This window comes from Pseudomonas sp. C8002 (assembly GCF_013385765.1).
Classification (GTDB): domain Bacteria; phylum Pseudomonadota; class Gammaproteobacteria; order Pseudomonadales; family Pseudomonadaceae; genus Aquipseudomonas.
On the sequence record NZ_JACAPJ010000020.1, the window covers coordinates 1 to 25,085 of the forward strand.

The following is a 25,085-nucleotide window of genomic DNA, read 5'->3' on the forward strand; positions in this document are numbered from 1 at the left end:
AGAGCGGAACCGATATCAGCCATCACCCAAAAAACGGATATGCCCCCCAACCCCAAAGACGCATACGTCATCCAACGTATTCCCCGCCCAACCCCATCCCCGTGAGACTGCTCCCGACAGCCAACCCACCCTCCGGGAGCACCTCGATGACCGACACCCTGATCAAAGTCGACCTCAACCAACCCGTCACCGAAAACGAACAGATCCACAACCGTTGGCACCCGGACATCCCGATGGCTTGCTGGGTCAAACCCGGCGATGACTTCATCCTCGAAACCTACGACTGGACCGCCGGCGCCATCAAGAACAACGACGACGCCAGCGACGTGCGCGACGTCGACCTCTCCACCGTACATTACCTCTCCGGCCCGGTGGGCGTACACGGCGCCGAACCCGGCGACTTGCTGGTGGTCGACCTGCTCGACATCGGCGCCAAGGCCGACTCCCAGTGGGGCTTCAACGGCTTCTTCTCCCGCCAGAACGGCGGCGGCTTTCTCACCGATCACTTCCCCAGCGCGCAAAAAGCCATCTGGGATTTCAAGGGTATGTTCACCAGCTCCCGGCACATCCCGGGCGTCAATTTTGCGGGCCTGATCCACCCCGGCCTGATCGGCTGCCTGCCCGACCCGGTGATGCTCGCCGACTGGAATCGTCGCGAGCAGGAGCTGATCGACACCAACCCGACCCGCGTCCCACCCCTGGCCAACGCCCCGCTGGCCGCCACCGCGCACATGGGCAAACTCAAGGGCTCGGCCCGTGACGATGCCGCGGCCACCGGTGCCCGCACCGTGCCGCCCCGTGAGCATGGCGGCAACTGCGATATCAAGGATTTGTCCCGCGGCTCGAAGATCTATTTCCCGGTGTACGTCAACGGCGCTGGCCTGTCGGTGGGCGACTTGCACTTCAGCCAGGGAGACGGCGAAATCACCTTTTGCGGCGCCATCGAAATGGCCGGCTGGGTGCACATGAAGGTCGAGCTGATCAAGGGCGGCATGGCCAAATACGGGATCAAGAACCCGGTGTTCAAGCCAAGCCCGATCACCCCGAACTACAAGAACTACCTGATCTTCGAAGGCATCTCCGTCGACGAACAGGGCCAGCAGCATTACCTGGACGTCAATGTCGCTTACCGCCAGGCCTGCCTGAATGCGATCAACTACCTGACCAAGTTCGGCTACTCGCCGGCCCAGGGGTATGCGTTGCTCGGCTCGGCGCCGGTGCAGGGGCATATCAGCGGCGTGGTGGACATCCCCAACGCCTGCGCGACGTTGTGGCTGCCGACTGAAATCTTCGAGTTCGACATCAACCCCAATGCCAGCGGCCCGACCCAATTCCTCGACGGCAGCATCGACCTGCCCATCGCTCCGGACCTGTAGCCATGCCGACCTACGAATATGCCTGTGAGTCCTGCGGCACCTTCACGATGCTGCGGCCCATGGCCCAGCGTCACGAACCCAGCCAATGCCCGTATTGCGACGGCCCGGGCGGGCAGTTGCTGCTGTCGGCGCCGGCGCTGACCACGCTGTCGGCCAATCAGCGCAAGGCCATAGCCGGTAACGAGCGCAGCGCCCATGCGCCGCAAACCGTCGGCGAATATCAGGCAGCGCGCAAGCACCCGGCGGGCTGCAGTTGCTGTGGCACCAGCAAGCCGGTGGTGCCGAGCAAGGCCAACCCGCTGGGGCTCAAGACCAGGACCGGGCCACGGCCCTGGATGATCAGTCACTGACCGAGGAGATTTGCAATGCGCCATGGCGACATTTCCAGCAGCCCGGATACGGTCGGCGTTGCTGTCGTGAACTACAAGATGCCGCGCCTGCACAGCAAGGCCGAGGTCATCGATAACGCGAAGAAGATTGCCGAGATTATTGTCGGCATGAAGCAGGGTTTGCCCGGCATGGACCTGGTGGTGTTCCCCGAATACAGCACCATGGGGATCATGTACGACCACGACGAGATGATGGCGACCGCCGCGAGTATTCCCGGCGAGGAGACGGCGATTTTCTCCGCGGCCTGCCGCCAGGCCAATACCTGGGGCGTGTTTTCCCTGACCGGTGAACGCCACGAGGAGCACCCGCACAAGGCGCCGTACAACACGCTGGTGCTGATCAATAACCTCGGCGAGATCGTCCAGCGTTACCGCAAATGCATTCCGTGGTGCCCGATCGAGGGCTGGTACCCGGGCGATCGCACCTACGTGTGCGACGGGCCCAAGGGCATGAAGGTCAGCCTGATCATCTGCGACGACGGCAACTACCCGGAGATCTGGCGTGACTGTGCGATGAAAGGCGCCGAGCTGATCGTGCGCTGCCAAGGCTATATGTACCCGGCCAAGGAGCAGCAGGTGCAGATGTCCAAGAGCATGGCCTGGGCCAATAACTGCTACGTGGCGGTGGCGAATGCGGCGGGGTTCGACGGGGTGTATTCGTACTTCGGGCACTCGGCGATCATCGGCTTCGATGGCCGTACCCTGGGCGAGTGCGGCGAGGAAGAGATGGGCATTCAGTACGCCCAGCTGTCGGTGTCGCAGATCCGCGATGCGCGGGCCAACGACCAGTCGCAGAACCATCTGTTCAAGTTGCTGCACCGTGGCTACACCGGCATGCATGCCTCGGGCGATGGGGACAAGGGCGTGGCGGATTGCCCATTCGAGTTCTATCGCACCTGGGTGCTGGACGCGCAAAAGGCCCAAGAGAATGTCGAGGCATTCACTCGCAGCACCGTCGGTGTCGCCGAATGCCCGGTGGGGCAGTTGCCCCATGGCGGTAAAGAAAAAACGGCGGGTTGAGGCATGCGGTTTACTTTTGAACCGGCCCAGGTCATGGCCTTGCTGCGCAGCCGTATCGTTGGCCAGGACGCAGCCCTGGCCCAAATGGAAGGGTTGCTCAAGGTGGTCAAGGCCGATATCGGTGAGCGTGAGCGGCCGTTGAGCGTCAACCTGTTCATGGGGCCTACCGGGGTCGGCAAGACGGAAATCGTCCGGCTGCTGGCCCAGGCGTTGCACGGGCGTGCCGACGGGTTCTGCCGTATCGACATGCACACCCTGGCCCAGGAGCATTATGCCGCCGCACTCACCGGTGCACCGCCGGGTTATGTCGGCAGCAAGGAGGGCATCAGCCTGTTCAACAGCGAACTGATCCAGGGTAGCTACAGCCGCCCTGGTATCGTGCTGTTCGACGAGTTGGAGAAAGCCAGCCAGGAGGTGGTGCGCAGCCTGCTGGGCATCCTTGAAAACGGCCAGCTGACGCTGGCGGGCGGCACTCGTACGCTGGACTTTCGCAACAGCCTGATCTTCATGACCAGCAATATCGGCGCCCAGCAGGCGCGTCGGCACCGGCAACGCTTTGCCCCGTTGCGCTGGTGGGGGCGCGGTGAAGCGGGGGTGTTGGAGGACGCCTTGCACCGCCACTTCGAGCCGGAATTTCTCAATCGCATCGATCGTATCCTGATGTTCGAGCCCATCGACCATCAGTGGCTTGAGGCGCTGCTCAAGGTGGAACTCGGCAAACTCAATCAACGCCTGGCGGCGCAGCACCGATCATTGGTGCTGGATGAATCGGCACGTGCCTGGCTGTGCCGCGACCATGACGTACGGTTCGGCGCCCGCGCCTTGGGCCGCCGATTGCGGGTGGAGCTGGAGCCGGCGATTGCCGAATGCGTATTGCGCGACCCGGGTGTGGGCCCCATGGGCGCGACTGTCGACAGTGATCGTTTGGTGGTTTCGCAACAAGCGGCTTGCATCCAATAAATTTCAGACTAATATAACCCGGGTAAAATAAAATAATCCGGGTAAAAGTCATGAGCGCATCACAGTGCACCGCCTTCCTTGGCCACCAACGCGTGGCTGCCGGCTCTTATGCCGACGTCGCCAAAAACCTGAAAAGCCTCGACCTGGCGACGGGCAGCTTGCTGGTGTTTGATGACGCCAGCGGTGTTCAAGTCGACTATCCCTGGCCCGCCGGTTACGCACCGCAGCAACCGACCCTCGCGGTGACGGAGGCCGACGTGCCGGCGTCACCTGCTGTAGGCCGTCCGAAGCTGGGGGTGGTCGCCCGTGAAGTGACCTTGCTGCCGAGGCACTGGGAGTGGCTCGGACAACAACGCGGCGGCGCCTCGGCGGCCTTGCGCCGGTTGGTGGACGAAGCGCGCAACGCCCATGCCGAGCACGATGAGCGGCGCCAGGCGAAGGAGTCCAGCTATCGTTTCATGAGCGCCATCGGCGGCGACCTGCCAGGTTTTGAAGAAGCCTCGCGGGCGTTGTTTGCCCAGGACGGCGCGGAATTTTCCAACAGGATCGCGCACTGGCCGGTGGATGTGAAGTTGTACCTGGCCTGGTTGTCACGCAACGCTTTCCCTGCCTAATTGCATTGAGATCCGAACCTCATGGAAGTCACCCAGCAACGACCGTTGTGGCAGATCTACCTGATCTTTCTGGCACCCATGGTGCTGTCCAATTTCCTCCAGAGCTTTTCCGGCACGCTGAACGGGATCTATGTCGGGCAGATGCTCGGCACCCAGGCGTTGGCGGCGGTGTCGGGGATGTTCCCCATCGTGTTTTTCTTTATCGCCCTGGTGATCGGCCTGGGGGCGGGCGCTTCGGTGCTGATCGGCCAGGCGTGGGGCGCGCAGGAAACCTCGATGGTCAAGTCGATCACCGGCGCCACCCTGACCCTCGGCGCCCTGATCGGGGTGATCGCGGCGGTGCTGGGCAGCGTGTTTGCGCGCCCGGCAATGCAGGCCCTGGGCACACCGGTGGATGTGCTGGATGACGCGGTGGGTTATGCGCAGATGATGATGCTGATCATGCCGCTGTTGCTGGTGTTCATCCTGTTCACCCAACTGCTGCGGGGCGTGAGTGACACGGTGTCGCCCTTATTGGCGCTGATGGTGTCGACCACCGTGGGCCTGGTGCTGACCCCTGCGCTGATCAAGGGCTGGCTGGGCCTGCCGCCGATGGGTATCCAGAGCGCGGTGGTGGCGGGGTTGGTGGGTAATGCCCTGGCGATGACGTTCCTGGTGCTGCGCCTGCGCCATAAAAACCACGTGATGGCGCCGGATCGCCAGTTGATGGCGGCGCTGCGGCTGGATCGGGTGATCCTGGGCAAGGTCCTGCGTATCGGGTTGCCCACTGGGTTGCAGATGGTGGTGCTGTCGTTGTCGGAGCTGGTGATTCTGGCGCTGGTCAACAGCCATGGTTCCCAGGCGACGGCGGCGTATGGGGCGGTGACGCAGATCGTCAACTATGTGCAGTTTCCGGCGTTGTCGATTGCGATCACGGCGTCGATTCTGGGGGCGCAGGCGATCGGGGCGGGGCGCCTGGAGCGGATCGGGCCGATCCTGCGTACGGGGATTTTGATCAACCTGTGCCTGACGGGTGGGTTGATAGTGCTGGGGTATGTGTTGTCGCACTGGCTGTTGGGGTTGTTCATTACCGACGTGGATGCGCGGGTCAAGGCCGAGCACCTGCTGCATATCATGCTCTGGAGCATCCTGGTGTTCGGTTTCCAGGCCGTGGTGGGCGGGATCATGCGGGCCAGCGGGGTGGTGCTGGTGCCGGTGGGGATCTCGATCGTTTGCGTGTTGGGGGTGGAGTTGCCGGTGGCGTATCTGCTGAATACGCGGTTTGGGCTGGAAGGGGTGTGGATGGCGTTTCCGGTGACGTATCTGGCGATGTTGGGGTTGCAGACGGCGTATTACCGGCTGGTTTGGCGGCATAAGCAGATCAAGCGGTTGGTGTGAGGTTTTTTTGGCGGGGCGGGGCGGGGTGTACAAAAAGCGGCAAAGTAACCAAAGCGCTCTGCCCCGCCTGTCGGCACCTCGCCTAGGCTCGGTGTTCCCTCACTCCGGCACCGCGAAGCGGGCCGCCGCGACGGGCCATCCATGGCCCGGCGCGGCTAAACCGGCGTCCTGCCGGTTTACCCGCTGCGCAATACCTGCGTTCGGCCTCGGGCTTATTGGGGCAGTCAGATCAAGATCAAGATCAAAAGCACGGCGGCCTGAAAGCCGACCTGAGTGTTGAAAGCCAGATCAAAAGCCAGAGCGAAGGTGGAGCTGCTCTTCTGTAGGAGCTGGCTTGCCGGCGATGCAGACACCTCGGTGCATCAGGTACACCCAGTTGATGCCATCGCAGCGATGCGGCGACCCGACAAGCCAGCTCCCACATTTGAACCGTGCCCGCTTTAGCTTTTGATTTTGATCTTAGGCACACCGAGCCTAGGCGAGGTGCCGAGTGGTGGGGCAGGAGCGTTTTGCTTGCTTTTGACTGGGCCGGCATTCCGGCTGTTCAAAAGTGACCCGCTGTAAGAGCGGAATCCTAGGTGGTCGTTACCTAAATAACGGATATGTACCGCGACCCACCCCCCCGCAACTCCCTGGTGAAATAACGGCTCGGTACCTCACCCAACACACGCTTGAAAACCGTGGCAAACGCACTCGGGCTGCTATACCCCAGATCCAGCGCCACCCTGGTCACCGGTTCCCCATTGCCCAGCCGCACAATCGCCGCCAGCAAACAGGCTTGCTGGCGCCATTGCAGGTAACTGATCCCCGTGGCCTGGCGGAACTGGCGGGTAAAAGTCCGGCGGCTCATACCCGCGCCGAGGGCCATGGCATCAATGCCGATTTCCAACGAAGGCCCAGCCAGGAACTCTTCGCAGGCCTTCGCCAATCGAGGCTCGGCCGGCAACGGCGCACACAGCGGCAGCACCGGCATCCGGGCGATCTCGTGCAGCAGCAAGCCCATCAAATAGCTGTCGCGGCCACCCATCGCGTAACGCGCAGGTACCTCGACGGCCTTCTCCAGCAACTGCCCAAGCAGCGGCGACACATCCAGCACCTGGCACTGTTGCGGCAACTCCAGCCGCCGCGCCGCCTGCGGGCGAATGTAGGTGTTGAGCATCGTCACCGGCCCGCGCATCAGCATGGCGTGGGACACATGCGGCGGCACCCAGATCGCGCGGCGGGGCGGCACCACCCAGTTACCGATGGCACTGTAGACGGTAATGACACCCTGGCTGGCATAGGCCAACTGGCCTCGCGGGTGCGCGTGGGCGGGGAACAGCTCGCCGTCGGCATAGTCGATGGCGGTCACGACCACGTCGCGCGGGGTGTTTTCGTAGGGATGAATATCGGGCATGGCCTGATTCTAGCCTTTGTTGACCCACAATCGCAGGCGGGCCATCGCGGTTTACGAAAAAATCTGTCGGATGCACGGCCTCCTGTCGTGCCACCGAGTCAATGGACCCGTCACGATGAAGCAAAAACACCTGTTACTGGCCGTCCTGGTGACGGCTGTGTGGGGACTCAATTTCCCCATTACCAAACTCGGCCTGGCCGAGATCAACCCGCTGTTGCTGACGGCCCTGCGGTTCACCCTGGCGGCGTTGCCCTGGGTGTTTCTGGTGCGCCGGCCCCAGGTCGCGGTGAAGTGGCTGGCGGCCTATGGCTTGATATTCGGGGTGGCGATGTGGGCCTTGATCAACCTCGGGATCGCCATGGGCGTGCCGCCCGGCAGCGCGTCGTTGCTGATCCAGTTCAGCGCATTTTTCACCATGGGCTGGGGCGTGCTGCTGTTTCGTGAAAGCCTGTCCGTGCCGCAATTGATCAGCGTGGCGCTGGCGGCCATGGGCCTGGTGGGCATGCTGTTGAGTGTGCAGGGCGCGGCCACGATGCTGGGGTTTGCCTTGGTGCTGTTCAGCGCGTTGGCCTGGAGCATCGGCAATATCATCATCAAGGTCTCCGGGGTGCGGGAGATCTTTGCCTTCGTAGTCTGGGCCAGCCTGTTTGCGCCGTTGCCGCTGGTGCTGTTGACGTGGCTGCTGGATGGCTCGCAAGCCTTTATCGCTTTGCCTGCTCAACTGAACGGCGTGGCGTTGTTCTCGCTGGCGTTCCAGGTGTATGGCGCGACGCACTTCTGTTACTGGGGCTGGAACCTGCTGTTGCGCGAGTACCCGGTTTCCCGGGTGGCGCCCCTGTCACTGCTGATCCCGGTGTTCGGCATCGTCAGCTCAATGCTGATCCTGGGTGAGCGCCCCGGGGTTTCGCAGTGGCAGGCCATGGGCTTGATCCTCTTGGCCCTGATCGTCGGCCTGAAGAAGGGGCGCCCGTTGTGGGTCAGGCAGGACGGTCACGCTTGAGCAGGCCATACAGCGCGCTGTCCGAGATCTCGTCGCCGACCACCCAGCGCTCGCGCAGCAAGCCTTCGCGGACGAAACCCAGGCGCTCAAGCAGCTTCGCGGAGCCCAGGTTGCGTGGGTCAATGTCGGCTTCAAGGCGGCGCAGCCCGGCGGTGTTGAACCCATGGTCGATCACGGCGCGGGCGGCTTCGCTCATGTAGCCCTTGCCCCAATGCTGGCGGCCCAGGGTAAAGCCGATTTCAGCGCGGCGGCATTGCTCGTCGACATTGAACAGGTCGCAACTGCCGATCACCTCGCCGGTGGCCAGCAACTCCACCATGCACACCAGGTCTTCACCGGCAATCGAGGCTTCCATCAGTTGGCCGAAGCGTTCAACGGCCTGCTCGGCGCGGGTCATGGTGGGAAAGGAAAAGTAGCGCATGGCCTCGGGGTCGGACCAAATGGCAAACAGCGCGCGCCAGTCATCCTGATGGGGAGGGCGCAGGCCCAGGCGTTCGGTGGTGAGAAGTACGGGGGCGAAAAAGGGCAGGGTCATCATGTGCTCGTCCGTGAAGATCACGGGCGCAATCCTGCCGGGATTACGGGCGTTATACAAGCATCAGGAACAGGCCGTATCGTCCAGCGCCTGGGCCGGCAGCGCGCCGGTGGTCTTGATGGTTTTGGTGACGATATAGGTGAAGTAGCGCTCGATGGCCAGGTCTTCCATCAGCAGTTGATCGATGAAACGCTGGTACTGGTCGATGTCGGCTGCGCGGATCATTGCGATGTAGTCCACGCCGCCGCCGGTGGCGTAGCAGAACTCCACGTCGGGGGCGTCGCTCATGCGTTGTTCGAAGCGGCGCATGTCCTGGGCGGTGTGCCGGGCGAGGGTGATTTCCACCAGCAGTTGCTGACTCTTGAACACCTGATTCCAGTCGATCACCGCGCGGTAGCCCTTGACCAGGCCGGCACTTTCCAGCTTGCGCACGCGCTCCCAGGCGGGCGTTACCGAAAGGTTGATGGCCTCGGCCAGGCTCGATTTGGTGATGCGCCCGTCCTCGGAGAGGATACGCAGGATTTTCAGGTCGTAGCGGTCAAGCTTGTGCATCGGCAACGAACTCCAAAGGCGCACGGACCCTGTAGGAGCGAGCTTGCTCGCGATGAGCCTGAGGACGACGCGTTAATTCAGGATTAGCACGTTATCGTTCACGACCATCGCGAGCAAGCTTGCTCCTAAGGGAAACTCATCAGCCCAACACTTCCCCGGCCACCTGGTCGATCGCGCCTTTGGTGATGTCGACGATCAGGTCTGCCTCCGCCCTGGTCAAAATCAGCGGCGGCGCAAAGCCGAGGATGTCGCCGTGTGGCATGGCCCGGGCGATCATCCCGCGTTCCAGGCAGGCCGCCGAGACTTTGGGGCCGACCTTGAGCGCAGGATCAAACGGCGTGCGTTGCTCACGGTCGGCCATGAATTCCACGGCGGCGAGCAGGCCGTCGCCGCGTACTTCGCCCACCAGCGGGTGACCTTCGAGGGTTTCCCGCAGGCGACGGTTCAGGTACCCACCGACTTCGTCGGCGTTCGCCGTGAGGTTCTCCCGTTCCAGGATATCCAGGTTTGCCAGCGCCGCCGCGGCGCAGATCGGGTGCCCGGAGTAGGTCCAGCCGTGGCCCATGGCGCCTTCGTGGGTCGAGGCCTTTTCAATCACGTCCCACACCTTCTCACCGATGATCACCGCTGACAGCGGGGCATAGGCGCTGGTCAGCCCCTTGGCCGTGGTGATCAGGTCCGGGCGCATGCCGTAGCGCTGGCTGCCCATTTTCGAGCCCAGCCGGCCGAACGCGCAGACCACTTCGTCAGCGATCAACAACACATCGTACTTGTTCAGTACCGCCTGGATCGCCGCCCAGTAACCGGCCGGGGGCACCACGATGCCACCGGTGCCCATCACCGGTTCGCCAATGAACGCCGCGACCGTGTCCGGGCCTTCGGCGAGGATCATTTTTTCAAGCTCATCGGCGCAGTAACGCACGAACGCAGCCTCGTCCATGCCCGCCGGTGCCTTGCGGTACCAGTGCGGGCAAATGGTGTGCTGGATGCCTTTTTCCGGCAGGTCGAAATGCTGATGGAAGGCGGCGAGGCCCGTGAGGCTGCCGGTCATGATGCCTGAGCCGTGATAGCCGCGATCGCGGGAGATGATTTTCTTCTTCTGCGGACGGCCCAGTACGTTGTTGTAGTAACGCACCAGCTTGATCTGGGTTTCGTTGGCGTCTGAGCCGGACAGGCCGTAGTAGACCTTTTTCATGCCTTTGGGCGCCCAGTCCATGATGCGGCTCGACAGCTCGATGATTGCCTCGGTCGAGTGACCGACATAGGTGTGGTAGTAGGCCAGCTCCTTGGCTTGCTTATAGATGGCGTCGGCAACTTCGGTGCGGCCATAGCCGATGTTTACACAGTACAGGCCGGCAAACGCATCGATGAATTCGCGGCCTTCCTGGTCGCGAATGCGGATGCCCGAGGCGCTCTTGATGATGCGGCCCTTGAGTGCGCCGCTGGCGTGATCATGGGCGTGGGTGGACGGGTGCATGAAGTGCGCGCGGTCTTGTTCGAACAGGCTGTTGAATGCTTGGCTCATGGTTGCTCTCCTTGGAATTGGCCTTGGTGATGCAGGCAAAAGTATTTGGTTTCGACAAAGGCTTCGAAGCCCTCGGCGGCGCCTTCACGGCCCAGGCCCGAGGCTTTCATGCCGCCGAAGGGAATCGGGTGACCGGTGAATTTCACCCCGTTGACCGCGATCATGGCGTGGTCGAGGCGGCGGATCAGCGGGTAGATCAGGTCCAGGCGGTTGGAACAAATGTAGGCGGCCAGGCCGTACTCGGTGTCGTTGGCCATTTCGATGGCCTGGTCAATCGAGTCGAACGGCAGCACCCCGGCAATCGGCGCGAAGTTTTCTTCGCGGTAGATGCGCATTTGTGGGGTCACGTCGGCGAGTACCGTTGGCTGGTAAAACAGCCCGCCCAGGGCGTGGCCTTCGCAGCCCACCAGGCGTTGCGCGCCCAGCTCCAGGGCGTCGGCCACGCGTTCGGCGGTGACGTCGAAGGCGGCCTGGTGCATCAACGGGCCGATGTCGACGCTTTGCTCTTGCCCGTCGACCAATGCCGGGCCGACCCGTAACTCACGCACGGCGGCAGCGAAGCGGCTGAGGAATTCGGAGTAGATCGAACGGTCGACCATGATCCGGTTGGCCGCGCAGCAGTCCTGGCCGGAGGTCTGGAACTTGGCCTCGACCGCGACTCTCACTGCCAGCTCAAGGTTGGCGTCGGCGCAGACAATAAATGGCGCATTGCCGCCCAGTTCCAGCGAGACCTTCTTCACGTCCTGGGCCGCCGCCTGCAGTACCAGCTTGCCGACCCGGGTCGAGCCGGTGAAGCTTACCGAGCGCACGCGGGTGTCCTGCACCAGGGTTTGCATGGCCATCTGTGGCTCGCCCAGCACCACGTTGAACACGCCCGGCGGGAAGCCGGCTTCTTCGGCCAGTTGCGCGAGGGCCAACGCCGAGTAGGGCGTTTCATGGGCCGGCTTGACCACCACCGTGCACCCGGCGGCGAGGGCGGCGGCGGCCTTGCGGGTGATCATGGCCGAGGGGAAGTTCCATGGGGTCAGCAGGGCGCAGACGCCTACGGGTTCCTTGACTGTGCCCAGGTGTGCACCGGGGATATGGCTGGGGATATTCTGGCCGTACAGGCGGCGGGCTTCTTCGGCGAACCACGGGATGAAGCTTGCGGCATAGGCGATTTCGCCGCGGGCTTCGGCCAGCGGTTTGCCTTGTTCCTGGCTGAGGATGCGGGCGAGGTCCTCCTGGTGTTCGAGGATCAGTGCCGCCCAGCGCCGCAGGATCGTGGCGCGGGCATCGAGGTTCTGTTCACGCCAGGCGGAAAACGCGCGGTGGGCGGCGTCGATTGCGGCGACAATTTGCGGTTTTTCCAGCATCGGCACGTGGCCGATCAACTGTTGGTTCGCCGGGTCATGTACGGCGATGGTGCTGGCACTGGCGCTGTGGACCCAATGGCCGTCGACGTAGCACAGGGCTTTGAACAGCAGCGGGTGTTTGTAGGTCATCGGGGTCACTCCGGATGGGCTGAGTGGGTGCAATGCTAGGGCAGGGGCAGGCGCGGGATTGGTGGTTTGGTGGGGGTGGGGCAGTGGGTTTTTTCTGATTGCGCCCGCCAAAACAGTTATTTTTGCGGCGGGTGAAAATCGACTGTGGGAGCTGGCTTGCCTGCGATGGCGACGGTGAATTCAACATCGCTATCGCAGGCAAGCCAGCTCCCACATTGAATCGGTGCTACTTGGCGGTTTTTGCGGTGGCCACCCAGCCGTCAAACGTCGCTTTGTTTTCCTTCATCCAGTCCTCCGCCAGCTTGCGAATGTTGCGTTCGCTGGAGCCGTCGGCGCTGATGGTTTTTTCCCAATAACTCCAGGTTGCCTGGGAAAACGTCATCTGCTCCACCAACTTCTTGATCGCCGGATTCGCCGCGATGAATTGCTTGTTGCCAATCGCATACCAGTTCCACGCCGCCATCGCCATGCGGCATGGATCAGCCCCGCCGGCGCACCCGGCAACCCCGGGCGTCAGTGCCGAAGTGGTGCTCGGCACATTGCCCGGCAACGCATCAAACGGCGTCGGCAGCCACACCACGTCCTTGCCCGGCACCATGGTGTTGGTCATCCACGACGGTGCCCACGCATAGAAAAACACCGGCTCGCCACGTTTCAGCCGGGCGACGTTTTCGAACATCAGTGCTTCGTATTTGCCGCGTACCGGGTTAACCGTGTCCTTGAGACCGAACTTGTCGAGCTGGTAATCCACCACATCGCCACAGCCCCAGCCCGGATCACAACTGATCAGGTTGGCCTTGCCGTCCTTGCCGAACAGCCCGGCGATTTTCGGGTCCTTCATTTGTTCCAGGCTGGTGATGCCGTACGCGTCGGCGGTTTTCTTGTCGATCATGTAGCCGTTATAGCCAGCGCCCGTAATGAAGCCCGAGCCCACCACTTCGGTACGGTCCTTCACCTTGTCAAAGCTCGGTTGCAGCATCGGCAAGGTCACGTCCATCGACAGGTCCAGGTCGCCCTGGGCCGCGGCGGGGAAGAACAGGGTGGTGTTGACGGTGCTCAACTTGCTCGCGTAGCCCAGGCGCTTGGTGGCCTCGATCGCGATTTTGGTCAGTACGTAGTTGCCGCCGGTGCTTTCCGATTGCACGAAGCGGATGGTCTTGCCGGTGCCCGGCAAATCCTCGGCCCACACCTGCGTACTTGCCAGGTACAACACTGCTGCAAATCCAAGCAAGGCTTTGAATGGATGCATCATGATTTCCTCTTTTTTTTCTCGTTATGGTTAGGGTTGGCAGTCAACAACGGGCATTCATGAGGTTCTTTTTGTTATGCGTTTACCGGGTTCGGATTGAGCAGTCGCTTGAACAGCGACTTGCGCTTGCGCATTGTCGGTTGCGCCAGGTTCTGGGTGATCCGGTCGAGCATCATCGCCAGCAGCACAATGGCAATCCCGCCCACCGCCGCGCGACCCACGTCCATCCGACCCAGGCCTTGCAGCACCACCAGGCCGAGGCCTTCGGCGCCGATCATCGCCACCACCACCGACATCACCATAGCCGTGAGCACGGTCTGGTTGAGGCCGCCGAGGATCGTCGGGATCGCCAGGGGCAGCTGGATTTCCCAGAGCAATTGGCGCTTGTCCGCACCAAAGGCGTGGCCGGCTTCCACCAGTTCGGTGTCGACCATGCGGATGCCCAGGTAGGTAAAGCGAATCAGCGGCGGGCAGGCGGAGATCACCACCGCCACTTCACCCGACACCGTGCCGACGCCAAACAGCATCACCACCGGCACCAGGTACACGAAGGTCGGGGTGGTTTGCATGATGTCGAGGATCGGCCGCATCACGCCCCACACCCGCTCGCTGCGGGCGCACCAGATGCCCACCGGAATGCCCACCACCATGCAGATCACAATCGCCGTGGTGATCAGCGACAAGGTGGTCATGGCCTCGTCCCACACCCCCAACGCGGCGATCATCACCAGGGCCACGGCGCTGAACACCGCCACCCCCAGGCTCGCCGCACGGTAGGCGATCAGGAACATCAGCAACACCATGACCGGGAACGGGATCGCGTGGATCACCGTGTCACTCAGCCCCAGCAAATGCTCCACCGGCCAGCGAATCGCCTGGAACATTGGCCGCAGGTGAATCCCCAGCCACTCCACACCCTGGCTGATCCACTGGTCTACGGGTAAAACCGCGAGGTCTTCTGAACTAAGCATGCTGTGCAACCTCCGCAGCGGCAGGGCGCGGGGCCGGGACGCTGGCTATGCAATCAAGAATGTGCGCGCTGTTGAGGGTGCCGACGAACTGCCCGTCGCCATCCACCACCGCCACCGGCAAACCCGGTTTGAGCAGGCGCGCGGCTTCCACCAGCTTGGCGCTGGCCGGCACGCAAACGAACTGGCTCGACAGCCGTTGCAGTGCGTCGGCGCCGCCGCCCACGGCCAGCAGCGCTGCCGAGTCCAGCACGCCGACCGCCTTGCCGCTGGTGTTCAGTACGAATGCAGCCGTGCTGTCATTGCCCACCACCCGGGTGTCACCCTGCACCAGCAGCGTGTGGGCTTTTTCCATGATCGAGCGCGCATCGAACAGCCGCGAACGGTCCACCTCCCGGGTGAACGCCGCGACGTAATCGCTGCCCGGGTCCATCACGATTTCCTGGGGCGTGCCCTCGCGCACCACTTGGCCGTCGGCCATGATCGCGATGCGTGTGCCCAGCTTCAGGGCTTCCTGGAAGTCGTGGGTGATGAACAGGATGGTTTTTTTCAGGGTGCGTTGCAGGCGCAGCAACTCGTCCTGCATCTCGGTGCGGATCAATGGGTCGAGGGCACTGAAGGCCTCGTCCATGATCAGCACGTCGGCGTCGGTGGCCAGTGCGCGGGCCAGGCCGACGCGCTGGCGCATGCCGCCGGACAGCTCGTGGGGATGGTGGTCGGCCCACTTGGCCAGGCCGACAATCGCCAGTACTTCCAGGGCCCGCTTGCGCCGCTCGGCCGCCGAGACACCGCGCAGCTTGAGGCCGAACTCGGTGTTCTCGATCACGGTTTTATTCGGCAGCAGCGCGAAGTGCTGGAACACCATGGAGATACGCGTGCGGCGCACTTCCCGCAGTTGGTTTTCGTCGAGGCTCACCAGGTCTTCGCCGTCCAGCAGGATCTTGCCCGCGGTCGGTTCATTCAGGCGGTTGATACAGCGCGCCAGGGTGGATTTGCCCGAGCCCGAGAGGCCCATGATCATGTAGATCGCCCCGCTGGGGATCGACAGCGATACGTTATTGAGGCCGACCACGGTGGCGGTCTCGGCCAGGATCCGGTCTTTGCTGGCCCCGGCGGTCAAGAGCTGCATGGCCTTGTCCGGGGTTGAGGAAAAGACCTTGTAGAGGTTCTCAATCTTTAGTCGTTCGCTCACCAATTGCCTCCAATTGTTGTTTTGCAATCTGCGGAAAACTTCATCAATAGAAATTTTTGGGCTACTGGCAGTTAAAAATCTTCGAGCTAAGGCGACGCAAGGCGCAGTCGCAAAAATTTCTTGTTGTGGTGCCAAGGCACTTACAGCATGAGCGGTGTGGCGAGTGCAAGGGTTGGGCGTCAACCGGTCGTTGAATCCGATGGAGCCATGCTTTCCCGGGCTTTGCGGGCCACGCGAAACGCCTCGACACCCGCCGGCACGCCGCAGTACACCGCGATCTGCACGAGGGCGGCGCGCAGTTCGTCGTCGCTCAGTCCGTTGCGCAGGGCGCCGCAGAAATGCGTACCGAATTCGTCCATGCGCCCCAGCGCCGCGAGCATTCCCAGGTTGAGCAGACTGCGTTGCTTGAGGTCCAGGCTGTCGTCGGTCCAGACCATGCCCCAGCAGTACTCGTTGAGCACCGCCTGGAAGGGCCGGGAAAAGTCGTCGGCGCGGCCCAGGGCCTGGTCGACGTAGCTATCCCCGAGGACTTGGCGGCGAACGCTTTCGCCTTGGGCCTGCAATGATTTATCCATGGTGAGTCTCCGAAGGGGTTAGAAAATCGCGTATCAGGGCGGCCACCTGTTGCGGCGCCTCGATCAGGATGCAATGGCGCAGCCCAGGCAGAATCCGCAGTTGCGAACCCTCGATGCGATCGTGCATGAACGTCGCCATCCGTGGGTTGGAGCCGGCGTCTTCGGCACCGGTGGCAATCAGCGTGGGGCAGCGGATCCGTGACAGCTGTTCGCCGAAATCCGACTCGGCCAGGATGCGATACGCCGCGGCATAACAGCCCGGGTCGTTGTCGGCATTCAGTTGGCGCAGACGGGTAACAGCCTCGGGATTGCGCGCCTGAAAATCCTCGGTCAGCCAACGCGACAGCGATGCCTCGTAGTGAGCCACCGGCTCCCCGGCCTGCAAGGCGGCGAGGCGCGCGTGTACCCGCTCGCGCTCCTCGGCGTTACGCCCGGCGACGGTCGACAGCAGCACCAACCGGTGAACCCGCGACGGATGAGTCAGGGCCATGCGTTGGGCGATCAGCCCGCCCAACGAGAACCCGGCCAGGTCGAACTGCTTGAAGCCCACGTGATCCGCCAGGGCCAGCGCCTCACCCACCAAATGATCAATCTCATAACGCCCGGGCGTGCGGGACGACTGGCCGTGGCCGCGCAGGTCGAAGGTCAGCACGGTGAATTGCTCCTGCAGACCCGCCACCGTTTCAGCCCACGCCTCAAGGCTGGAACCCACGCCATGGATGCACACCAGCGGGCGCGGTCCATGCCCGTCCAGGCGATAATTGAGCGTGACGTTGGCCACGCTGAAACGTTGTGCCTGGCCCATCACGCGCTGACCTGGTCGCGTTGTCTGGCGCGCTCGCGCTCGGCGAAGAATGGCATCACTTCATCGATGAACAGGCGCAGGGTCTGCTTCTGCAGTTCGAACGGCAAGTTGAAGGTCAGGCCCAGGCAATACTGGTCGACACCGGCGGCTTCGTAGTCGAGCAGCTTTTCGATGATTTCGTCCGGGGTGCCGAACATCAAGTTGCGCCGCAGGTTTTCCGGGTTGTAGTTGTCTTTGCCGCGCACGCTTTCAAACGGCACCGGCTCGGGGAAGCCGTTGTGCACGGTGCCGATGTTCTGCATCAGGTTCTCGAAGGCGCGGCCAAAATCCATGCTGTGCTTGACCGGCAGTTCCCAGTCGTTGGGGTTGGCGTACACGCAGGTGCGGCGCTGCATCATGAAGCGCGGGCGTGGCACGTGGGGGTTGTCGGCCACGGCCTTGTTGAATTTTTCGCCGAGCACCGCGATTTCGGCCGCCGGCAGCGAGAGCGGGGTGGACAGGATGTTGGCGCCAATGCTCACTGCCCAGTCGAAGGTGCCCGGGTCCCGTGCGGCGACCCAGATCGGCGGGTGGCCTTTTTGCAGCGGCTTCGGTACGGCGGCGGTCTGCGGGAATTTCCAGTAGTGGCCGTCGTGGGCGTAGTCGCCGGTCCAGAGCTTTTGCACCGCCGGCACCAGTTCCTTCATGTAGCCCACACCTTCCTGCTGTTGCAGGCCGGGGGTCATGCGGTCGAACTCGTACTGGTAGGAACCGCGGGCGATGCCGAATTCCAGGCGGCCGTGGGTCAGGTGATCACACAGCGCGGCTTCACCGGCAAGGCGGATCGGATGCCAATAGGCGGCAGCGAGGGTAGCGGTGCCCAGGCGGATACGCTCGGTGTGCTGGCCGAGCCAGGTCAGGGTCTGGAACGGGTTGGGCGCGATGGTGCATTCCAGGGTGTGGTGTTCGGAGGTCCACAGGGTTTCAAAGCCGCCGGCATCGGCGATCTTTGCCAGCTCCAGCAGGTTGGCCATGACGGTCTGCATCGGCACGTCTGGCGAGAAGCGTTCCATGCTCAGGGATACGGCGAATTTCATAAGATGCTCCTTGAATAATCAGCGCAGGCGAATGACGAAGGGGTCCTGCATTTCGCCGGAGTAATCGATGACCACGTTCTTGGCCCGGGAAAACTCGCGCATCACGTCAAAGCCGCCGCGACGGCCATATCCGCTGTGCTTGAAGCCGCCGTTGGCGGACATGTAGGCCGAGCTGCGGTAGGTGTTGATCCACACCGTGCCGGCGTCGATGCGGTTGGCAAAGCGCATCGCGCGGTCGATGTTCTGGGTCCAGATTCCGGACGCCAGGCCGTAGTGGGTATCGTTGGCCAGGCTGAGCATTTGCTCTTCGGTGGTGAAGGGCATCACACCCACTACCGGGCCGAACAATTCGTCGCGCATGAACGGCATGTCGTTGGTGGCGTTGGCCATCACCGTGGGCTCGAAGTACCAGCCTTCGGACAGGTGCGCGGTGCTGGGGCGTTTGCCGCCGACGGCGATCTGCGCGCCTTGTTGGGCGCCGCTGGCGATGTAGCCTTCGAGCTTTTGCAGTTGGGCTTGCAGGGCCAGCGGGCCGATGTCGGTGTGTTCTTCCATCGGGTGGCCGACGCTGATCTGTTGGGTGCGGGCCACCAGGGCCTCGACGAACTTGTCGTAGATCGGCGCTTCGACAAAGCAGCGCGAACCGGCCACGCAACTTTGCCCGGCGGCGGCGAAGATCCCGGAGACCACGCCGTTCACGGCCTTCTCGATATCCACATCGGCAAACACCACGTGGGGCGATTTGCCGCCCAGTTCCATCTGGCACGGCACCAGGTTATTGGCGGCGTTGCCAGCGATACGCCGACCGGTTTCGGTGCTGCCGGTGAACACGTATTTGGCGATGTCGGGATGGCGGGTCAGGGCCTCGCCGGTGACGGCGCCGTTGCCGGTGACTACGTTGACCACACCCGCCGGGAAGCCGGCTTCGATGATCAGTTCGGCCAGCGCCAGTGTGGAGGCGCTGGCGTGTTCCGAGGGCTTGATCACCACCGTGTTGCCGATGGCCAGGCACGGTGCGAGGGTGCCGGTGAGCAGCATCAGCGGCGAGTTCCACGGGGTGATCATGCCGACCACGCCCAACGGCTCGCGGCTGCTGTAGTTGAGCTGGTTGAGCTTGTTGACCGGGATCACCTCGCCTTGCAGCTTGTCGGCCATGCCGGCGAAGTAGACGTAGGCATCGGGCAGGGCGCTCATTTGCGCGCGCATTTCCCGCAGCAGCTTGCCGTTGTCGCGGGTTTCCAGCAGCGCCAGTTCTTCGGCGTGCTCGGCCACCAGCTGGGCCAGGCGATACAACAATTTGCCGCGTGCGGTGGGTGTCATGTTGCGCCACTGCGGGTCGTTGAAGGTCTTGTGGGCGGAAGCGACGGCGCGGGCCACGTCGCCGGCATCGGCCTGGGCGAACTGGTACCAGGACTGGCCGGTGGTGGGGTCGAAACTGTCGACATAGCTGCCGCTGTCGGGAGCGACAAAGCGACCGTCGATAAACAGGTTGAGGCGGTTGCCCTCAAGGGCGCTGACCGTGGTTTTCATGCAAGAGTCCTGTAGGTGCGTGTCAAAGGGGCGCGTTTTCGAGCATCGCGATGCGGCCGCTGGCGGCAGAGCCGGTGTAGATGCCGAACTGCTGGTTCTGGCGCTCGCGGGCATAGCGGCGCACCACCGAGCGCAGTTCGTTGACCGGCATCTGCTCGATGGGCAACGCGTCCAGCGGGAAGAAGCGCAGGGTGTCGGGCAGCTCGGCGTCGAACGGGCCGAGCTGGGCGCGGTAGATCAGGTAGCCGGGGTCGGTGTCGTCGACATCGAACGCCGAGTACAGGAAGGTCGATTCCAGTTCCACCGGCAGCGAGCTGTCGCCGGCGTCGATAAAACCCTTGCGCTTGCCGGCCACCGGCAGCGTCCAGCCGCCCTGGCCATCGGCGCGAAACAGGATCGCGTCGCCGGCTTCGATCAGGTAGCCGATGATCATCTTGTGGGAGTCCAGCCAACTGGCCGGCAGCGGGTCCTGGATGTTCGCGTAGCGGCCCCGGCAGAAGCACAGCGGCAGCTTGGGGCTGGTGCCGAAGGCGCGGACCTGGCCGATCAGCACCAGGTGGTCGCCGGCTTCGATTCGCTGGTGCACGCTGCAGTCGAACCAGGTCAGGCTGTCGGTGAGGATCGGTGCGCCGGTGTGCACGGTGTCGTGGTTGACGGTGTGGAATTTGTCTGGCGACTTGGAGGCGAAGGTCCCGGAGACGTCCACCTGGCCTTCGTGCAACAGGTTCACGGCAAACTGTTCGGTGCTGGCAAACGCGGTGTAGCTGGCGGCCGACTTGCCCACGCACACCAGCAGCAGCGGCGGGTCGAGGGACACCGAGGTAAACGAATTGGCGGTCATGCCGCGCGGGTTGCCATCGGTGTCATGGGTGGTGATGACGGTGACGCCGGTGACGAAGGTGCCGAAGGCCTGGCGCAAGGCGCCCGGATCGACGGCTGCAACGTTGGCGCTGATCGCGGTGCTCGGCATCGGGGTACTCCTTTGTTCTTGTGGTGTGAAGCAAGCCTACGAGCAAGGGAAACCGTGGGCTTGCGTCGAAAAATGGTAGCGAAGGTGAAAGTTTTGCTTCGTTTCGCAGTGCTCCGGCATTTCTGTGGCAAACATCAACCCTGTGGCGAGGGAGCTTGCTCCCGCAGGGCTGCGAAGCAGCCCCACAACGGCAACCGGGTTCTTTCAGGCGGACCATGGCGGGGCTCATGGGGCCGCTCCGCGACCCAGCGGGAGCAAGCTCCCTCGCCACAATTGAGCGTCGTTCTTCAGCCAGACGTCAGTCCTTGGGTTGTTCCGCTTCCATCTCGGCCATGTCCTGGTAGCGGTCGGCAATCCGTGGGTGGGCACGGGAGCCGTCGCTGGCGCCGATGGCGATCAGCACTTCGTCGGGGCCCGGGGCATCGGCGACCTGGAAGTTGGCGGTGAGAAAGTGCGAGCGCTTGCCGGTTTCGCTTTTGTGCACCATCGGCAGCGAAAGCAGGGCGCCCGGTGCATTGCGGGTGTTGGTGAAGCTCAAGTAGGCGGTGCCTTCCACGGCTTCGCGGAACAGGTTGCCGAAGCGCAGGGTGTGGATCAGGCCCGAGGCGTGTTCGATTTCGCCGTTGACCCCGACAGCCGCCGCCTTGCCGAAGGCTTCGACCTTGCCCCCGGGCATCAGGGCGATCAGGCGACGGGTCATCTCATGGCCCAGGCCGGGGGCCAGGCGCAGGATTTCCGGACGCAGGTTTTCGACGAAGCCCTGGCCGGCCCAAGGGTTTTTCAACACGGCTGCCACCACGATCAGGGTGATCGGTTTGCCGGCGTCCTTGCCGCCTTCGATAAAGGTTTCTTCGATAAAGGTGCAGTACTTCCTGACGCCCAGATTTTCCAGATTCATGATCACTCGTCGCCCTTTTGGCTGTTGGTTGTGGCCTTAGGCTAGGAGCGTTGGGCAGCAGCGTCTTCCGTGGTTACGCAGTGCAAATCCACTGGACATTGCTCTGAACCGGAGCAAGTATCAGGCGGGCCTGGCAGGCAACGTGGCTGCCGTGACCTCCATGTTCGGGTGAGCGCCTTGAATCGAGAAATGCAGATACTGTCGTTGCGCGATGTGGCCAGTCAGATCAACTCCGGCGGTGACCTGCAGTCGATGCTGCACCAGTTGGTGTACGCCAGTTGCCGCCACACCCACTGGACCATGAGTTCGATCATGGCCATCGACATGGACGCCGGCTTCGGCCACGTGATCGCCCGCCATGACCCGACCCTGGTGCAGCGCCCGCTGGTGGATTGCTGGGAGCTGTCTTCCAGCCCGGTGATGACCGCCCTGCAACGCAACGAGGCGGTGTTCATCCGCGACGTGCGCGAATGCGAGTACCCCGGCTACCGCCGCGAATCCTTGGAGCGCGATTACCGCACGGTGATGGTGATGCCGATGAACTGCACCGACTTCGACGGCCGGCCCATGGTGCTCAGTGTGATTTCCCGCACGCTGATGGACGTTTCGGAAGAAGACCGGGTGTTCCTCGGCATGATCATCCACCTGGGCGCCATTGCCGTGGAGCGCCAGCGCCAGCTGGAAGCCGAACGCCGCGCCGCCGAGCGCCTGCAGCAGGCGTTGCATGTGCATACCACGATGCTTGAACACGTATTGGGCGGCGGTTCGGTGACATCGTTGTCGCTGATGGTCGGCGACCAGTTGCCCAACCCGGTGATCGCCGTGGACTTCACCGCCAACCAAGTGGTGGCGGGGCGTTCCCCGGATCCCGCATTGTTTGACGACAATGCCTGGCAGGCCGCAGTCGCCGGGGTGCTCAGCGTGCAGATCACCAAGGCCGCCCAGGAAAGTTTGCGCAGCGCCCTGCGCAGTACGGTCAACCTGTTCCTCGACGATGGCCAGCGCCAGTTCACCCTGCGGGCGCAGATCGAACCGTTGATGGTCGACCACGAACTGGTGGGCGCGCTGGTGCTGTTCCCGGTGGCGGCGCCGGTCAACGAGCTGGACCTGCTGATGCTGGAAAGCGCCAAGTTCGCCTTGAGCGTGCAGATGATGCGCAGTTTTATCCGCTTTCGTTTTGAAACCCGGACCCAGACCGAGCTGCTGCTCGAAGTGCTCGAGGGCCGCTGGCGCGATGCCGATGACATCCAGCAGCGCGCCCAGCGGCTGGGCATCAGCTTCAGCACCGCGCAGCAGATGATCATCGTCGACTACGGCGCCAAGGCCCGGGAGGCGAAGAACCTGCACCACAACGTCGCGCGCATCCTGCAGCGTGCAGGGATGCAGGCCACGGTGATCATTGTCGACAACGGTTTGGTGTGCCTGGTGCCGGCGGAAGGCGAGCGCTTGAGCAAAATCAAACGGCAGATTACCGATGACCTGGCGCACTACCTGGGTGCCGAGCCGATCCTGCTGGCCAGCGGGGTGTGCCGGGCGCTGGCGGATTATCCTGCCGCGTGGGAGCGCTGCCGGCGGCTGATCGAGATTGCCCGCTCGTTCGGCCGCAGCGGGCCGATCTCCGATCAGGATTTCGGGCCGATCCCGATCTTCGTCGCGGCCGTGGGCGGAGAAGACATCCGCACCTTCGTCAACGACAGCGTTGGCGCCATGCTCGCCCATGACCGCAAGCACCAGACGCCGTACCTGGAAACCCTGACGGCGTATCTGCGGGAGAGCTGCCGCAGCCAGGCATGCGCGGACGCGATGGGGGTGCATGTGACGACGCTGCGCTATCGGCTGGCGCGGATCCAGGAGTTGTTCGGGATTGATGTGGAAACGCCGGAACGGCGGTTTGCCACGGAGTTGGCGATTCATTTGCAGCGGGTGATTGATAGCTGACGGGTAGCATTGCTCCACTTAATAGGAAGCATTACTATTCACACCCCGCCTCCCCAGTGCTTCCTTGATGACTCCTCAGCCGCCCCGCAGAACAGGCTTTTTCGAGCACTACGAAGAGTTGATCGGGACCTGGACGCGCCGCCTGAGAAACCGTCAGCAGGCCGAAGACCTGGCCCACGACACTTTTGTGCGGGTGCTTGAATCCAGCGCCACCAAGGTTGAGCAACCTCGCGCCTATCTGCATCAAACGGCGCGCAATATCGCCGTTGACGCCTATCGCCGCGAGGACCGGCGGGAGGCGATGGCCCTGGAAGCCTTTGATCAGAGCTCGCCCCACAGTGGCGACCCGGAGCATTTCATGCACGCGATCCAGCTGGCGGATTCCATCGAGCGAGCCCTGGCCGAGCTGCCGCTCAATTGCCGCAAGATTTTTATCTGGCAGAAAATCGAGGGCCTGACCCAGCAGGAAATCGCCGAACGCCTGGGCCTGTCTAAAAACATGGTGGAAAAGTATATGATCCGCACCCTGCGGCATCTACGTGACCGCCTGGATGCGATGGCACCATGACCAATGCCCGCTTTGAAACAGGATCTTCCATGATGGATACCCGTGAGTGTGCCTGCGGCAGTGCGACGGCCCGCGACGAGGCGGCGCAATGGTTTGTGCGTGTGCAGGACAGCCCATTGAGCGCAGAAGAACGCGAGCGTTTTGATGCCTGGCGTGCAGAGCATGCCGAGCACCAGTACGAATTTGATGTGCTGCAAGGTTTGTGGAGTGCCACCGACCTGGTGCCCAAGGCGCGCTTGCAGGCGTTGTGCGACGCCCCGCAGCCGCGTGCGAAGCGCCGGCCCGTGCTGCGTTATGCAGTGGCTGCAAGTGTGCTGGCGGTGGCCCTGGGCCTGGGGTTGTTCAGTGGCCTGGATCATCCGGCGACGTATAACGCCGAGTTCCGCACTGCATTGGGGGAGCACCGGCAGGTGGCATTGCCCGACGGCTCGCTGATGGACTTGAACAGCCGCAGCGTGGTGGCCGTGCACTATGTAAAAGGCCAGCGCGGCATCGAGCTCAAGCAGGGCGAGGCCATGTTCAGCGTCGAGCACGACACCAGCCGGCCCTTCGTGGTGGACGCCGGGGCAGGGCAGGTGACGGTCACCGGTACGCGTTTCGACGTGCGCCGCGATGACGACCAGACCCGCGTGGTGGTCGAGGCCGGTACGGTCAAAGTGCAAGGGCGCTCATCCGATGACATCGTGATGCTCACGGCCGGCCGGGGCACCCATGTGGATACCCGGGGCCAGGTGGCGGCTGCCTACGCCGTCAACCCTGAAGAGCTCACGGCCTGGCGCACCGGCAAACTGGTGTTCAACAACGCCACTCTCGGCGAAGTGGCTCGGGAGGTCTCACGTTACCGCGAGCAACCTTTGCGGGTCAGCGCGCCCGCGGTGAGCAACCTGCGCTTGACCAGCGTGTTCAAATCCACCGACACCGACGCTTTGCTCAAGGCCTTGCCGCACATTCTTCCGGTGGCCTTGCGCACCTTGCCGGACGGTAGCCAGGAAATAATTTCGCGATAGATTCAGGTTTTTTTCGAGTTCTTCGTCTTCTTGTGCAACTGCAACTGGTTTGCATTAACAGCCGCACTCTCTTGCGATCAC

At 63.0% G+C, this 25,085-nt stretch carries 24 protein-coding genes; 10 read left to right on the top strand and 14 right to left on the bottom strand.

Features of this window, described 5'->3' with window-relative positions; genetic code table 11:
- Positions 1-146: 146 nt before the first annotated feature.
- The 6 genes from fmdA to HX814_RS23500 are packed head-to-tail and all read left to right on the top strand — an operon-like array spanning position 147 to position 5,736.
- Positions 147-1,376, top strand: a complete 1,230-nt coding sequence (gene fmdA / locus HX814_RS23475) for a formamidase (RefSeq protein ID WP_003218608.1) — start codon at positions 147-149, stop codon at positions 1,374-1,376.
- Between the two features lie 2 nt (positions 1,377-1,378).
- Positions 1,379-1,726, top strand: a complete 348-nt coding sequence (locus tag HX814_RS23480; protein ID WP_008432727.1) for a zinc ribbon domain-containing protein — start codon at positions 1,379-1,381, stop codon at positions 1,724-1,726.
- A 15-nt stretch (positions 1,727-1,741) separates the two neighbouring features.
- Positions 1,742-2,785, top strand: a complete 1,044-nt coding sequence (locus tag HX814_RS23485) for an aliphatic amidase (RefSeq protein ID WP_003218599.1) — start codon at positions 1,742-1,744, stop codon at positions 2,783-2,785.
- 3 nt (positions 2,786-2,788) lie between these two features.
- The gene (locus HX814_RS23490; RefSeq protein WP_087693090.1) at positions 2,789-3,745 is read left to right on the top strand and encodes an AAA family ATPase; all 957 of its coding nucleotides are present in this window, start codon (positions 2,789-2,791) and stop codon (positions 3,743-3,745) included.
- 50 nt (positions 3,746-3,795) lie between these two features.
- Entirely contained in the window at positions 3,796-4,359 is a 564-nt protein-coding gene (locus HX814_RS23495) for a DUF2239 family protein (RefSeq protein WP_177009185.1), read from the top strand.
- A gap of 21 nt (positions 4,360-4,380) precedes the next feature.
- Positions 4,381-5,736 (top strand): MATE family efflux transporter, encoded by a 1,356-nt coding sequence (locus HX814_RS23500; protein WP_087693088.1) that lies wholly within the window; start codon positions 4,381-4,383, stop codon positions 5,734-5,736.
- A 589-nt stretch (positions 5,737-6,325) separates the two neighbouring features.
- Here the strand turns inward: HX814_RS23500 and HX814_RS23505 are convergent.
- Positions 6,326-7,132 (bottom strand): helix-turn-helix transcriptional regulator, encoded by an 807-nt coding sequence (locus HX814_RS23505; protein WP_177009184.1) that lies wholly within the window; start codon positions 7,130-7,132, stop codon positions 6,326-6,328.
- A gap of 115 nt (positions 7,133-7,247) precedes the next feature.
- Here HX814_RS23505 and HX814_RS23510 point away from each other — a divergent pair, with 115 nt between their 5' ends.
- Entirely contained in the window at positions 7,248-8,132 is an 885-nt protein-coding gene (locus HX814_RS23510) for an EamA family transporter (RefSeq protein ID WP_177009183.1), read from the top strand.
- Here HX814_RS23510 and HX814_RS23515 read toward each other — a convergent pair.
- The 13 genes from HX814_RS23515 to HX814_RS23575 form a co-directional block, all read right to left on the bottom strand.
- A complete protein-coding gene (locus HX814_RS23515; RefSeq protein WP_003219466.1) occupies positions 8,110-8,691 on the bottom strand; it encodes a GNAT family N-acetyltransferase in 582 nt (193 codons plus the stop codon). The genes HX814_RS23510 and HX814_RS23515 overlap by 23 nt on opposite strands.
- Before the next feature lie 39 nt (positions 8,692-8,730).
- A complete protein-coding gene (locus HX814_RS23520) occupies positions 8,731-9,219 on the bottom strand; it encodes an Lrp/AsnC family transcriptional regulator (RefSeq protein ID WP_003219468.1) in 489 nt (162 codons plus the stop codon).
- Between the two features lie 139 nt (positions 9,220-9,358).
- A complete protein-coding gene (locus HX814_RS23525) occupies positions 9,359-10,744 on the bottom strand; it encodes an aspartate aminotransferase family protein (protein ID WP_177009182.1) in 1,386 nt (461 codons plus the stop codon).
- Positions 10,741-12,228: an NAD-dependent succinate-semialdehyde dehydrogenase gene (locus HX814_RS23530; RefSeq protein ID WP_087693083.1), complete on the bottom strand. Its 1,488-nt coding sequence runs from the start codon at positions 12,226-12,228 to the stop codon at positions 10,741-10,743. The genes HX814_RS23525 and HX814_RS23530 overlap by 4 nt, the downstream gene beginning before the upstream one ends.
- Positions 12,229-12,454: 226 nt before the next feature.
- Positions 12,455-13,480, bottom strand: coding sequence for a glycine betaine/L-proline ABC transporter substrate-binding protein ProX (gene proX / locus HX814_RS23535; protein WP_023842851.1), 1,026 nt, complete (start codon positions 13,478-13,480; stop codon positions 12,455-12,457).
- A gap of 71 nt (positions 13,481-13,551) precedes the next feature.
- Positions 13,552-14,448, bottom strand: coding sequence for a proline/glycine betaine ABC transporter permease (locus HX814_RS23540; protein ID WP_177009181.1), 897 nt, complete (start codon positions 14,446-14,448; stop codon positions 13,552-13,554).
- On the bottom strand, positions 14,441-15,637 hold the full coding sequence (locus tag HX814_RS23545) for a glycine betaine/L-proline ABC transporter ATP-binding protein (protein ID WP_173883048.1): 1,197 nt from the start codon (positions 15,635-15,637) through the stop codon (positions 14,441-14,443). The genes HX814_RS23540 and HX814_RS23545 overlap by 8 nt, the downstream gene beginning before the upstream one ends.
- Before the next feature lie 179 nt (positions 15,638-15,816).
- Positions 15,817-16,212, bottom strand: a complete 396-nt coding sequence (locus HX814_RS23550; RefSeq protein ID WP_003219479.1) for a carboxymuconolactone decarboxylase family protein — start codon at positions 16,210-16,212, stop codon at positions 15,817-15,819.
- Entirely contained in the window at positions 16,205-17,017 is an 813-nt protein-coding gene (locus HX814_RS23555) for an alpha/beta fold hydrolase (RefSeq protein ID WP_102369460.1), read from the bottom strand. The genes HX814_RS23550 and HX814_RS23555 overlap by 8 nt, the downstream gene beginning before the upstream one ends.
- The gene (locus HX814_RS23560; protein WP_177009180.1) at positions 17,017-18,093 is read right to left on the bottom strand and encodes an LLM class flavin-dependent oxidoreductase; all 1,077 of its coding nucleotides are present in this window, start codon (positions 18,091-18,093) and stop codon (positions 17,017-17,019) included. Before HX814_RS23560 ends, HX814_RS23555 begins: the two co-directional genes overlap by 1 nt.
- 18 nt (positions 18,094-18,111) lie before the next feature.
- Positions 18,112-19,623 (bottom strand): aldehyde dehydrogenase, encoded by a 1,512-nt coding sequence (locus tag HX814_RS23565; protein ID WP_177009179.1) that lies wholly within the window; start codon positions 19,621-19,623, stop codon positions 18,112-18,114.
- A 22-nt stretch (positions 19,624-19,645) separates the two neighbouring features.
- Positions 19,646-20,593 (bottom strand): flavin reductase family protein, encoded by a 948-nt coding sequence (locus HX814_RS23570; protein WP_003219486.1) that lies wholly within the window; start codon positions 20,591-20,593, stop codon positions 19,646-19,648.
- A 298-nt stretch (positions 20,594-20,891) separates the two neighbouring features.
- On the bottom strand, positions 20,892-21,491 hold the full coding sequence (locus HX814_RS23575; RefSeq protein ID WP_003219487.1) for an amino acid synthesis family protein: 600 nt from the start codon (positions 21,489-21,491) through the stop codon (positions 20,892-20,894).
- A 189-nt stretch (positions 21,492-21,680) separates the two neighbouring features.
- Between HX814_RS23575 and HX814_RS23580 the strand changes: the two genes are divergently transcribed.
- The 3 genes from HX814_RS23580 to HX814_RS23590 all read left to right on the top strand — a co-directional run bounded on the left by HX814_RS23580 (position 21,681) and on the right by HX814_RS23590 (position 25,004).
- Positions 21,681-23,429, top strand: coding sequence for a helix-turn-helix domain-containing protein (locus HX814_RS23580; RefSeq protein WP_003219488.1), 1,749 nt, complete (start codon positions 21,681-21,683; stop codon positions 23,427-23,429).
- 67 nt (positions 23,430-23,496) lie between these two features.
- Positions 23,497-23,997 carry a sigma-70 family RNA polymerase sigma factor gene (locus HX814_RS23585; RefSeq protein WP_003219490.1) on the top strand — a complete coding sequence of 167 codons (501 nt, stop codon included), beginning with the start codon at positions 23,497-23,499 and terminating at the stop codon, positions 23,995-23,997.
- Between the two features lie 32 nt (positions 23,998-24,029).
- Complete coding sequence (locus HX814_RS23590; protein ID WP_087693093.1) at positions 24,030-25,004, top strand: FecR family protein; 975 nt, start codon at positions 24,030-24,032, stop codon at positions 25,002-25,004.
- Positions 25,005-25,085 lie beyond the last annotated feature (81 nt).

Coding starts and splice junctions, on each gene's coding strand:
- fmdA (WP_003218608.1), top strand. CDS start 147: ATGACCGACACCCTGATCAAAGTCGACCTCAACCAACCCGTCACCGAA.
- HX814_RS23480 (WP_008432727.1), top strand. CDS start 1,379: ATGCCGACCTACGAATATGCCTGTGAGTCCTGCGGCACCTTCACGATG.
- HX814_RS23485 (WP_003218599.1), top strand. CDS start 1,742: ATGCGCCATGGCGACATTTCCAGCAGCCCGGATACGGTCGGCGTTGCT.
- HX814_RS23490 (WP_087693090.1), top strand. CDS start 2,789: ATGCGGTTTACTTTTGAACCGGCCCAGGTCATGGCCTTGCTGCGCAGC.
- HX814_RS23495 (WP_177009185.1), top strand. CDS start 3,796: ATGAGCGCATCACAGTGCACCGCCTTCCTTGGCCACCAACGCGTGGCT.
- HX814_RS23500 (WP_087693088.1), top strand. CDS start 4,381: ATGGAAGTCACCCAGCAACGACCGTTGTGGCAGATCTACCTGATCTTT.
- HX814_RS23505 (WP_177009184.1), bottom strand. CDS start 7,132: ATGCCCGATATTCATCCCTACGAAAACACCCCGCGCGACGTGGTCGTG.
- HX814_RS23510 (WP_177009183.1), top strand. CDS start 7,248: ATGAAGCAAAAACACCTGTTACTGGCCGTCCTGGTGACGGCTGTGTGG.
- HX814_RS23520 (WP_003219468.1), bottom strand. CDS start 9,219: ATGCACAAGCTTGACCGCTACGACCTGAAAATCCTGCGTATCCTCTCC.
- HX814_RS23525 (WP_177009182.1), bottom strand. CDS start 10,744: ATGAGCCAAGCATTCAACAGCCTGTTCGAACAAGACCGCGCGCACTTC.
- HX814_RS23530 (WP_087693083.1), bottom strand. CDS start 12,228: ATGACCTACAAACACCCGCTGCTGTTCAAAGCCCTGTGCTACGTCGAC.
- proX (WP_023842851.1), bottom strand. CDS start 13,480: ATGATGCATCCATTCAAAGCCTTGCTTGGATTTGCAGCAGTGTTGTAC.
- HX814_RS23540 (WP_177009181.1), bottom strand. CDS start 14,448: ATGCTTAGTTCAGAAGACCTCGCGGTTTTACCCGTAGACCAGTGGATC.
- HX814_RS23550 (WP_003219479.1), bottom strand. CDS start 16,212: ATGGATAAATCATTGCAGGCCCAAGGCGAAAGCGTTCGCCGCCAAGTC.
- HX814_RS23555 (WP_102369460.1), bottom strand. CDS start 17,017: ATGGGCCAGGCACAACGTTTCAGCGTGGCCAACGTCACGCTCAATTAT.
- HX814_RS23560 (WP_177009180.1), bottom strand. CDS start 18,093: ATGAAATTCGCCGTATCCCTGAGCATGGAACGCTTCTCGCCAGACGTG.
- HX814_RS23565 (WP_177009179.1), bottom strand. CDS start 19,623: ATGAAAACCACGGTCAGCGCCCTTGAGGGCAACCGCCTCAACCTGTTT.
- HX814_RS23570 (WP_003219486.1), bottom strand. CDS start 20,593: ATGCCGAGCACCGCGATCAGCGCCAACGTTGCAGCCGTCGATCCGGGC.
- HX814_RS23575 (WP_003219487.1), bottom strand. CDS start 21,491: ATGAATCTGGAAAATCTGGGCGTCAGGAAGTACTGCACCTTTATCGAA.
- HX814_RS23580 (WP_003219488.1), top strand. CDS start 21,681: ATGCAGATACTGTCGTTGCGCGATGTGGCCAGTCAGATCAACTCCGGC.
- HX814_RS23585 (WP_003219490.1), top strand. CDS start 23,497: ATGACTCCTCAGCCGCCCCGCAGAACAGGCTTTTTCGAGCACTACGAA.
- HX814_RS23590 (WP_087693093.1), top strand. CDS start 24,030: ATGGATACCCGTGAGTGTGCCTGCGGCAGTGCGACGGCCCGCGACGAG.